The 9,833-nt window shown below is 47.1% G+C and carries 7 protein-coding genes; 4 read left to right on the top strand and 3 right to left on the bottom strand.

Annotated elements, in window-relative coordinates; genetic code table 11:
• Positions 1–184: 184 nt before the first annotated feature.
• Positions 185–787 (bottom strand): hypothetical protein, encoded by a 603-nt coding sequence (locus K4A83_RS20550; RefSeq protein ID WP_265266568.1) that lies wholly within the window; start codon positions 785–787, stop codon positions 185–187.
• 157 nt (positions 788–944) lie between these two features.
• On the opposite strand from K4A83_RS20550, the gene K4A83_RS20555 reads away from it, so the two are divergent.
• The 4 genes from K4A83_RS20555 (at position 945) to K4A83_RS20570 (ending at position 6,822) form a co-directional block, all read left to right on the top strand.
• Positions 945–2,702, top strand: a complete 1,758-nt coding sequence (locus K4A83_RS20555) for a BamA/TamA family outer membrane protein (protein WP_265266569.1) — start codon at positions 945–947, stop codon at positions 2,700–2,702.
• Positions 2,703–2,800: 98 nt separating this feature from the next.
• Positions 2,801–4,231, top strand: a complete 1,431-nt coding sequence (gene cobJ / locus K4A83_RS20560) for a precorrin-3B C(17)-methyltransferase (RefSeq protein WP_265266570.1) — start codon at positions 2,801–2,803, stop codon at positions 4,229–4,231.
• Positions 4,232–4,408: 177 nt separating this feature from the next.
• Complete coding sequence (locus K4A83_RS20565) at positions 4,409–5,614, top strand: GGDEF domain-containing protein (protein ID WP_265266571.1); 1,206 nt, start codon at positions 4,409–4,411, stop codon at positions 5,612–5,614.
• Between the two features lie 20 nt (positions 5,615–5,634).
• Entirely contained in the window at positions 5,635–6,822 is a 1,188-nt protein-coding gene (locus K4A83_RS20570; protein WP_265266572.1) for a GGDEF domain-containing protein, read from the top strand.
• Here K4A83_RS20570 and ubiE read toward each other — a convergent pair.
• Positions 6,779–7,474 carry a bifunctional demethylmenaquinone methyltransferase/2-methoxy-6-polyprenyl-1,4-benzoquinol methylase UbiE gene (gene ubiE / locus K4A83_RS20575; RefSeq protein WP_265266573.1) on the bottom strand — a complete coding sequence of 232 codons (696 nt, stop codon included), beginning with the start codon at positions 7,472–7,474 and terminating at the stop codon, positions 6,779–6,781. The genes K4A83_RS20570 and ubiE overlap by 44 nt on opposite strands.
• Positions 7,475–7,652: 178 nt before the next feature.
• Positions 7,653–9,629 carry a magnesium chelatase ATPase subunit D gene (gene bchD, locus K4A83_RS20580; protein ID WP_265266574.1) on the bottom strand — a complete coding sequence of 659 codons (1,977 nt, stop codon included), beginning with the start codon at positions 9,627–9,629 and terminating at the stop codon, positions 7,653–7,655.
• Positions 9,630–9,833: the final 204 nt, after the last annotated feature.

The following is a 9,833-nucleotide window of genomic DNA, read 5'->3' on the forward strand; positions in this document are numbered from 1 at the left end:
AGGGGAGCAGGGGAGCGGGGGAGAGGGGGAGCGGGGGAGAGGGGAATTGATAATTGATAATTGACAATTGACAATTGATAATTATTACCTATTACCTATTACCTATTACCTATCACCTATTACCTATTACCTATTCCCTATTCCCTTATTGGGTCTAGCGTTGAGCTTATTCAGGAGATCCTAGCTAATCCCACCACGCTCTTAAGGAATAAGGATCTACTTTTAACTCATCAGCATTGTGGGCAAAACAGACGAATTCTTGAATCAAAAAACTGGGGACATGACCGCGAAAATATAACCCATCTAAGGTGACACGATAATCTCGACGGAAGGGACTAATAGCATATCCTGTAAAGCTAAATTCTAAGCCCTTTTGGGCTTGCCAACGGGCGAATTCCAGAAAAGCGTGATGGGTGGGAGCATAATTCTGTCGATCATTGGGGTCAAGATAAGAATGGTCAAATAATTGCTCTAGTTGATTGATACTTAAACTATCAAAAGCCACGCGCCCCCCGGGTGCATTTTCCCAATCGAGACAAAAGCCAAAAATAATAATATCCCGTCGCTCACTGTCGAGATTGTAGACAAATTCTTCACGGGAACAAACAGGAAGGGATGAGGGGAAAAAGGGCGGAATTTCTTCAGAGTTAATGCCCAGATTTTGCCAATACAATCGTAAGGCAGTTTCACGTTCTAATGGGGAGTTGGTGAGACATTCGGAGAGATTGGGGCAATTGTAAATCACCCCGGTCATCATTTGACAATCTAAGCGCATGGGACAATACATGGGGATAACCTCTAGGCAAGAACAGATGGAAAACCCTTCTAAAAATGAATGGCTTCACACAATTGGCGGTAGCTTTTAAGCTCTAGGTATGAGCTAAGATACGGGAGATTTAACCCGGTTCAGAATTGATCTGTTATTGATGGTGTGAGGTGTGACTGTGCAGATTTCTCGAAAGTCCGTGCTGCTTCCCGGTTTGGTATTTGCCACCGGAGCGATCGCAAGTCAATTATTACCAGCCATCGCGCTCACGGACTCCTTTCCCCCTCTCGATAAGCTGACCAAGGAAGACTCAAATCCCCCTAATCGTACCCCCATCATACACATTGGGGCGAAACTTAAACCCTCTTCCTCCATTTCTTCCCCCCCTCAAACCGAGGAGCAGGGTACTCCCTCCCCAGAATCCGAGTCTCCGGTGATCTCCGGCTGGCTGCCCCCCGTTGAGGAGGGATCCTCCCCAACCCATCCCCCCTCAGAAATAGTAGGAGAGACGGTTTCTGAAGCCAGCGCGCCCCCTGTGACTCCCGAAACCTCGAAAAACACCTCAGAGCAGGTTGCCGCCCCTCCTGTGCAGCTTGCGGCACAACCGACCCCTCGCCCCCCCACCCCTAACCGGGAACTGGAAGAATTAGAACGGAATCCCCGGCCGAATCCCGAACCTCATCAGGAAGGAGAGGCCTTAGAACCGTCAGCCCCGGTCACCGTTTCCACCGAAGCGGCCGATCTTGTCCCGGTGATGGGGATGGCCGCTACACCTACCGCCCAAACTCCTCGCCCGGTGGTGACTCCTGTTCGCTCAGACCCCCCAGAAACCAAAGTCGGGGTCGGGTCTGTTTTACCCCAAACCACCGCCCTCCAAGGGGCAAACCGCCGTACTCCGGTATTGCCCCGCAGTCGTTATTCTGGTTTCATTCCCGTTACCGTTCACCAACAACAAGCCTTAGGGGAGGATCGGTATTTACTCACGGAAGTGACGGGAGATAACCGTGTAGCGGCGGTGGATGTGAGCTATAATGTCACCCCGGCTAACCGTCCCGGACAAGTCTCGGTGAATGTGTTTAACCAGCGTTCTCGTCATCCGGCCTTTGAATATGGCGATCGCACCGTTCAACTCCCCGGCGAGCAAAACCCTTGGTATCACCGCACCGGAGGCGGGGCAGAATACCGTTATTCCCCCAACCCCGACTTTACCGCCGCCGTTGGCTTAAACTATCAAACCATCTCCGTTCGTCCCGGAATGTTTAGCCCTCAGTTAGCCACCGCCGATGAATTAGGCAACCCCGTCACCCTCCACCCCGGCGGACAGGATACCCGCGTCAGCCTCAATGTATCCGCCCTCTACCAAGAGGTAAACGATTCCCGTTTCCCCAGCCAAGGCACCCGTCTACGGCTTGGTTTAGACCAAGGCCTCCCCTTTGGCTTCAATAGCGTCACCTTCGGCCGTTTGATGGGCAATGCCACCCAATACGTCCCCCTCGACCTCTTCGGCTGGGCAGAAGGCCCCCGCGTCTTAGTCGTTAACCTACAAGGGGGAGTCAGTTGGGGAGATGTCCCCCCCTACGAGTCATTCTCAATGGGGGGCAGTGAGTCGGTGCGGGGCTTCAGTAAGGGCGGTTTAGGTTCTGGTACCGGCTTTGTCCAAGCAACGGCCGAGTATCGTTTTCCTGTGGCCAATGTAGAATTGTTCCGCCAACCTGTTAATCTGCGGGGAACGGTATTTACTGACTATGGCAGCACATTGAACAGTCAGGAGGGAGTCATCGGACAACCCGGTTTAGCTCGCCAGAAACCCGGTAACGGGTTAGGCTATGGTTTAGGTCTGCAAGCGGAAACCTCTCTGGGCTTATTGCGCCTTGAGTTTGGCCGCAACAGTCGGGGGGACAATCGGGTGTATTTTATCTTTGGGGATCGGTTTTAACAAAATGTTGCGGAATTCCCCTTCCTCGCTTGCAGGGTGGGGTAGTTCACTATACAACCCCACTCCACTGGCGGGAGGGGGTTTCTCGGAGAAGGATCATGAAAGCACCAGTCATTGTTGTTTTGACCGAAAGCAGCATCACCACTGCTCGTCAAATTCAAACGGCTTTACAGTCGGCCGTGGTTTATGGTTTGAGCGATCGCACCCAGTCGGCTGATTTTACCTATACTAATTTTGGCGACACCGTGCGAGATTTTTTCCAAACGGGAACGCCCATTATTGGCATTTGTGCGGCCGGTATTTTGATTCGCACGGTAGCCCCTTTATTAAAGAATAAGTGGCAAGAACCCCCCCTATTAGCGATCGCAGAAGACGGAAGCGCGGTAGTGCCTTTATTAGGGGGATTACAAGGAGTTAACGATCTCGCTCGTCAAATTGCCTCCGTTTTGCAAGTTGCCCCCGCCATTACAACAACAGGTGATATTCGATTTAAAACCACTTTATTATCTCCCCCCATAGGCTATCAGTTAGTGAATCCTGATGATGCTAAAAAGTTTATTGCTGATTTGTTAGCAGGTGAAAAAGTAAAATTAATCGGTCAAGCTGACTGGTTAAACAATAGTAACTTACCGTTCTCATCTGAGGCAAAACTGACCATTCAGATTGAAGATCAAAATACCGGAGAAGGGGCAAAACCCAGCCCCGATTGTTTGGTTTATCGCCTTGAGGAGAGCCAACAAACCGACCCTAAAACAGGGAAATTAGCAATAATAGGAACGGGACCGGGATCGGTTCATTGGATGTCTCCCGAAGTACGAGACACACTGGAACAAGCAACAGATTGGGTGGGTTATAAAACTTATTTGAACTTGGTAGAATTCCTGCGAAAACCGGAGATTGTTCGCCATGAATCAGATAATCGGGTAGAACTTGATCGGGCAGAAATGGCGTTAGATTTAGCGGCTCAGGGGCGATCCGTTGTGCTAGTTTCTTCCGGGGATCCGGGTATTTATGCTATGGCATCGGCTGTATTTGAGGTGTTGGAACAAAAGGCAAAACCGGAATGGGAGGCGATCGCCCTTCGGGTATGTCCGGGAATTTCGGCAATGCAAGGGGCGGCGGCCCGAGTTGGCGCACCGTTAGGCCATGATTTTTGTGTCATTTCCTTATCAGATATTCTGAAATCTTGGGACGTGATTGCTCAACGCATTGAGTGGGCAGCACAAGCCGATTTTGCGATCGCCTTTTATAATCCAGTGTCTAAAGAGCGGACTTGGCAACTGGAGAAAGCGAAAGAGATTCTCCTACAATGGCGATCGCCTCAAACTCCCGTAGTGTTAGCCCGTAATTTAGGACGCAAAGGGGAAACAATAACCGTAAAATATCTAGAACAATTAACCCTTGAAGATGCAGATATGCGAACTGTTATTTTAATTGGCTCAAGTAAAACTCGGATCATTCACCAAGGCAAAACCAAGCAGTGGGTTTATACTCCACGCCACTATATAGCTAGTCCTAATGAGACGTGAACTCTGGGCTATTGTCCTATGTCGATTCCAGGCGAGCCTTTTTTGCACGACTTAGATAGGTTCGCTATAGCCATCCCATTTGAGTTTTAATCCCTTGGTCACTTTAACCCATATTACAGGGGGAATTCATGCCCCTATCAGAACCTATTACCTAAAAAAGGTTTTACTGTTAGTTTTATGATTGACCTAGATTTAGGTACTGTTATCTTGATGATTTTTATTAGTTCCATATTGCAACTTGTGGTGCTATGTGTTTTTGCTTGTTTTGCTAAGGAATATCGAGGACTTTTTACTTATTCCCTCGGTATGTTCATATTTTTTCTAGGATACTTAGGGATATTCATTAACAATACTATATTGTCTCGCAATCCTAACTTTACTTGGTTTATTGTATTAAATAATTGTCTTATGGTAGGCTCAATATTGTTTTACGGCTTGGGAATGTGTAAGTTCCTAAAAACACGCTTTTATTATACAAAATGGATCTTATTTTTTGTAATATTTGGAATCGGTCAATTTTATTTAACCTATGAAATAAATAGTTATTTTTTACGAAATGTGCTGATTTCATTATTTTCTATTACTATCTATATGTTCATGATGATTAACTTGGTTCAGACCAAAGCAGAAGGGTTTAGAGCAGTGGCAGACGGTCTGATTATCGTTTTAATTGTGATTATCTTATTTTTTGGGTTTCGCATTTTTGCTTTACTTTCGGAATATACCCAATCCCCCTCGGAATATACCCAATCCCCCATCGATCCAACCCTTGCCAATAGAGTTGGCTTTCTAGTGGTATTTATTCTAGAATTTTTGCGAAACTTATTCTTTGTTTTAATGGTTATTAATAAAATGTATTTTGATTTAAAGAAATCGTCTAAAACTGATTTCTTAACTCAGCTTTTAAATCGCAGAGCGTTAACAGATCTTATTCAAAATTTCATCAAAAAAAAAGACAAATCTTTTAGTGTCATTTTGTTAGATATTGATCATTTTAAAAAAATCAATGATACTTATGGTCATGATGTGGGAGATTTAGTGTTAAAACAGGTGGCGGACTTGCTGCAATCTCAAATGAATCCCCCGGACTTATTAGGACGTTGGGGGGGAGAAGAATTTTTAATCTTTTGCCCAGAATATTCACGGGACATTCTTTCCCAACGGCTGGAGAATCTCCGATCCCAAGTTGAGATGATGGTCATTCATACTCCCCAAGGCGTGATTCACTGTACTATTAGCCTAGGAATTGCCAGCACGGTTATGGGATATGATAATTTTGAAGAACTACTTAAGTCGGCGGATTTAGCCCTTTATCGAGCCAAAAAAAACGGTCGCAATCGATTTGAATGGGGTCACTTTTTCTCCGATAACTATCCAATATAATACAAAAAAGATTTGAGTAAATGCTTAAAATTGATCCAGCTACTATGATGATCATGATTGCAATTTCTGCAATTTTGCAATCTGTGATTATTATAGGTCTTGCCCTATCTGTTAATCAGTATAAGGGTATTTCAGTCTATGCCATAGGTACAGTGTTGTCGTCTTTTGGTTTTTTAGCCATTGTCCTAGATATCAGTCCATTGAGTTCATTCGTGATACCACCTTGGATTATCAATTCTACTTTAGTCTATTCTATCTTGTGTTGTTCTTTTGGGATTAGTTTCTTTTTAGATCGCAAAATTTATTATCCTAAATGGCTCTTTTTAGCGACTCTTTTTCCTTTGATACAATTTTATTTTACTCAAAACTATGATTATTTTTGGCGTAACTTTTTTATTTGTCTAGTCGGGAGTCTTTTTCATGGGCTAAGTTTTATTAACTTAATCCATTTAAAAAAAATTGGTTTTAGAATCATGGCTCTTTCTCTGGCTATTATTGTGTTTTTAACTATACTACTCTTTCTGATTCGGACTATTTACTTGATCCAGACCAATACTCAAAGCATATTACAGTCAACGATTGACAATGTATTAACATTTATGGGTATATTTATTTTAGATTTTCTGCGCCATTGCTTTTTTATGTTAATGGTGAGCCAGAGAATGTATTTTGATTTACATCAGGTTTCTAAAACAGATTTTTTGACTCAGCTTTTGAATCGAGGAGCGATCACAAACTTAATTGAAAAAAGCATGAGTGAGCAAGCTTACACATTTTTTAGTATCATTTTGCTGGATATTGACTATTTCAAAAAAATTAATGATACCTATGGTCATGATGTGGGAGATTTGGTGTTAAAACAGGTGGCACAATTGCTTACATCTCAAATGACTTCAAAGGATTTACTGGGACGCTGGGGGGGGGAGGAGTTTTTATGTTTTTGGCCAGAATGTTCCCCAGATTTGCTAACCCAACGGGTGGAAAATCTTCGTCACCAAGTCGAAACGATGGTTATTCGCACTCCTCAAGGTGTAATTAGTTGCACGATTAGCCTAGGTGTTGCGACAACAAATATGGGAAGTTATAGCTTTGATGAAGTGGTCAAAGCGGCCGATTTAGCACTGTATCGGGTCAAAAAAAATGGTCGCAATGGGTTTGAATTGGTTAACCTTTCTCCACCAGTAAAACCCCCATCAATCCCCCAGTAATAGGGTAGTGGGTAGCCTTGGAAAATCCGGCGGTGTGAGCGAGGGCGACTTGTTCCGGGCCGGTGGGGAAACGGTCTAAACTGGGCATAATGTAGGCATAATCTTCTTTGAGATTAAACCGTTGCGCTGTGGGGACGACGATCTGATCTAAATACCATTGTTGAAAGGTTTTCCAGAGGGGATTCTGAGGGTGATTAAAGTCCAAAATAGCGGCTTTGGCCCCCGGTTTTAAGACGCGATGGAGTTCCCTTAAACTGCGGGGAATATCCCCCACATTGCGCAATCCATAGCCCATTGTGGCACAGTCAAAGCTGGCATTTTCACAGGGTAAGGCGAGGGCATCCCCTTCTTGCCAGTCTAGGTGATGGTGGGGATATTGTTCCTCGCCCCTGGCCTGTGCGATCGCCAATTGTCCTCTCGAAAAGTCAACCCCCACCACTCGCCCGTTTTTGCCCACCTGTTTGGCTAACAACAGCGCTAAATCTCCACTGCCACAACAGACATCTAAAGCGCAATCCCCCGGCTGAGGATTTGCCCATTTAACCGTCATTAATTTCCAGACGCGATGGAGTCCCCAACTCAGTTGTTGATTCAGGTCATCATAGACAGGGGCAATACGGTTAAAAAGGTTTTGAACGTCAGTGGTAGTCATAGGATAGAGCTTGGTGAATAACTTGGGGAGAGGGGGAGCAGGGGAGCGGGGGAGCAGGGGGAGTCCAAAAAAGGCAAGCCTTTTTGATTATTTATTCCTCAAACCTTGCAGTTTCTCGCTCTTAAAATGGCTGAAAACCCTATTAACACTGCTTGGAGGGATATTCAGCAAACCCTAATTACTTCAAATCCGCGATCGCACTCTTGGCCATAGAAGCAATAGCTTGATCCGTCGCCTTCGGTAACTGGTAATACTTCCCGCCCGCTTGTTTCGCGATTTCCTTCCCGAAACCCGTAGAAACAAACTTTTTCTCAGTATCAATCACCAACAACTGGAAACCAATCGAGCGAATTCGCCCGGCAATATCCAGTAATTCCCCCTTAATATCCGGCTTTTCCCCCTCGGGGAGTTCATCCCCCAAGGACTTCGCCAAGGGAATATTCCCCCGGCCGTCGGTAATAGCCACAATCACCACCTGTCCGATATCCCCAGACATTTTGGCATTCATACCAATATGCACCGCCTGAGTTAAGCCATGAGCTAGGGGAGATCCCCCCCCACAGGGCATTTTTTCTAGGCGTTTTTTCGCCAAAGTAATGGAACGAGTGGGGGGTAATAACACCTCCGCCTGTTCCCCTCGGAAAGGAATTAACGCCACCTGATCCCGGTTTTCGTAAGCCTCCGTCAGTAAGCGCATCACCGCCCCCTTGGCCGACTGCATCCGGTTCAACGCCATTGATCCTGACGCATCCACCACAAACACAATCAGCGCCCCGGCCTTGCGTGCTAACCGTTTCGAGCGTAAATCCCCCTGTTCCACAATCACCTTGCGGTTGGGTTCCCGTAAACGGCGCACCTTTTGGTAGGGAGCGGCCGCTCGGAGGGTCGCATCAACGGCGATGCGGCGGGCTTTGCCTTTGGGTAACATGGGTTTGACATAGCGCCCCCGATCATCGGAAAAAATCATACTCCGCGCCCCGGATTTCCCTTGTCGTTGCGACATTTGAGCAAAGTACAACACACTGGGATCCAAGATTACCCCTTCCACATCAAAGACAAATTCTTCCGGGATGCTGGGGGGTTCTTGTTCCGGTTCTTCCGACTCGTCTTGATCGTCCTCTTCCTCCTCGTCGTTATCCTGTTCCGGTTCCTGTTGATCTTGGGGGGGCGGGGGAGGAGGGGGCGGAGCTTGGTCTTCGGGGGGAGGTTGGAGGATGGTGGAGCGAGGGACAATGACCAATTCTACCGCCCGGCGCAAATCGTCGGAACTAACGACCTCTCGACCTTCTAGGGCGGCGGCGGCCTGGGCGACGCGCAGGGCGAACAATTCGGCGCGGTGGCCTTGTACCCCTCCCCGGATGGCTTCTTCTACGAGGTACTGAATTTGATCGGGGGTGATTTGTACTTCTTTGAGGTATTCTCGCGCCAGAATGATGTCGGTTTTAATCCCTTCGATATCTTGGCCGTATTGGTCAATAAAGGCTTGGGGAGAACTGGAATATTGGATCGCTTGTTCTACTGCGGTGACGCGCTGATCGAGGGCTAGGACTCCATCGGCGGAAAGGGCGATCGCAATCCGATCCAGTAAGTGGTTGCGTAGGGTGCCTTCTTCGGGGTTATAGGTGGCGATTAAAATGGGTCGGCAGGGATGTTCAATACTAATCCCCTCCCGTTCAATACGATTGCAGCCTTCACTTAAAACCGTCAGTAGTTGGTTGGCAATCTGTTCATCTAACAGGTTAATTTCGTCAATATACAATACCCCCCGATGGGCTTGGGCTAACAGACCGGGCTGAAAGACGGGGTGGCCTTCTTTAACCGATTGTTCCACATCCACCGAACCCAGTAAGCGGTCTTCAGTCACACCGAGGGGGATTTGTACAAAGGGGGCGGGAATGATTGTAGTTTCGGTGTTTTCGCCCTCATTCGGGGCGGCGTTGTAGTAGGAATCCTTAACGATTTCAATGGGGGGCAGGAGGGCGTGAATCGCTCGTGCCATAACGGATTTTGCTGTACCGCGACGACCTGCGATCGCAACGCCGCCCAACTGGGGATCAACGGCCGCCAACAGCAAGGCCAGTTTAATCGCTTCTTGTCCAACAACGGCGGTGAGGGGAAAGGTGAGGTTACTAGGGGAAGGGGTGAGTGTTGCCATGATCCGGGTACATTAGGGGCAACTTTCTACTTTAGCAGGGCATGGAACGGTTTGGCTGCATTATTTAGGGCTTGGTGAATAACTCTACTCGTGGGGGTAGGGAATGGGGAATAGGGAATAGGTAATAATTATCAATTATCAATTATCAATTGCCCCGCTCCCCCGCTCCCCCGCTCCCCTGCTCCCCTGCCCCCCTGCTCCCCT

The sequence above is a fragment of the Spirulina subsalsa FACHB-351 genome, assembly GCF_026130165.1.
Taxonomy (GTDB): domain Bacteria; phylum Cyanobacteriota; class Cyanobacteriia; order Cyanobacteriales; family Spirulinaceae; genus Spirulina_A; species Spirulina_A subsalsa_A.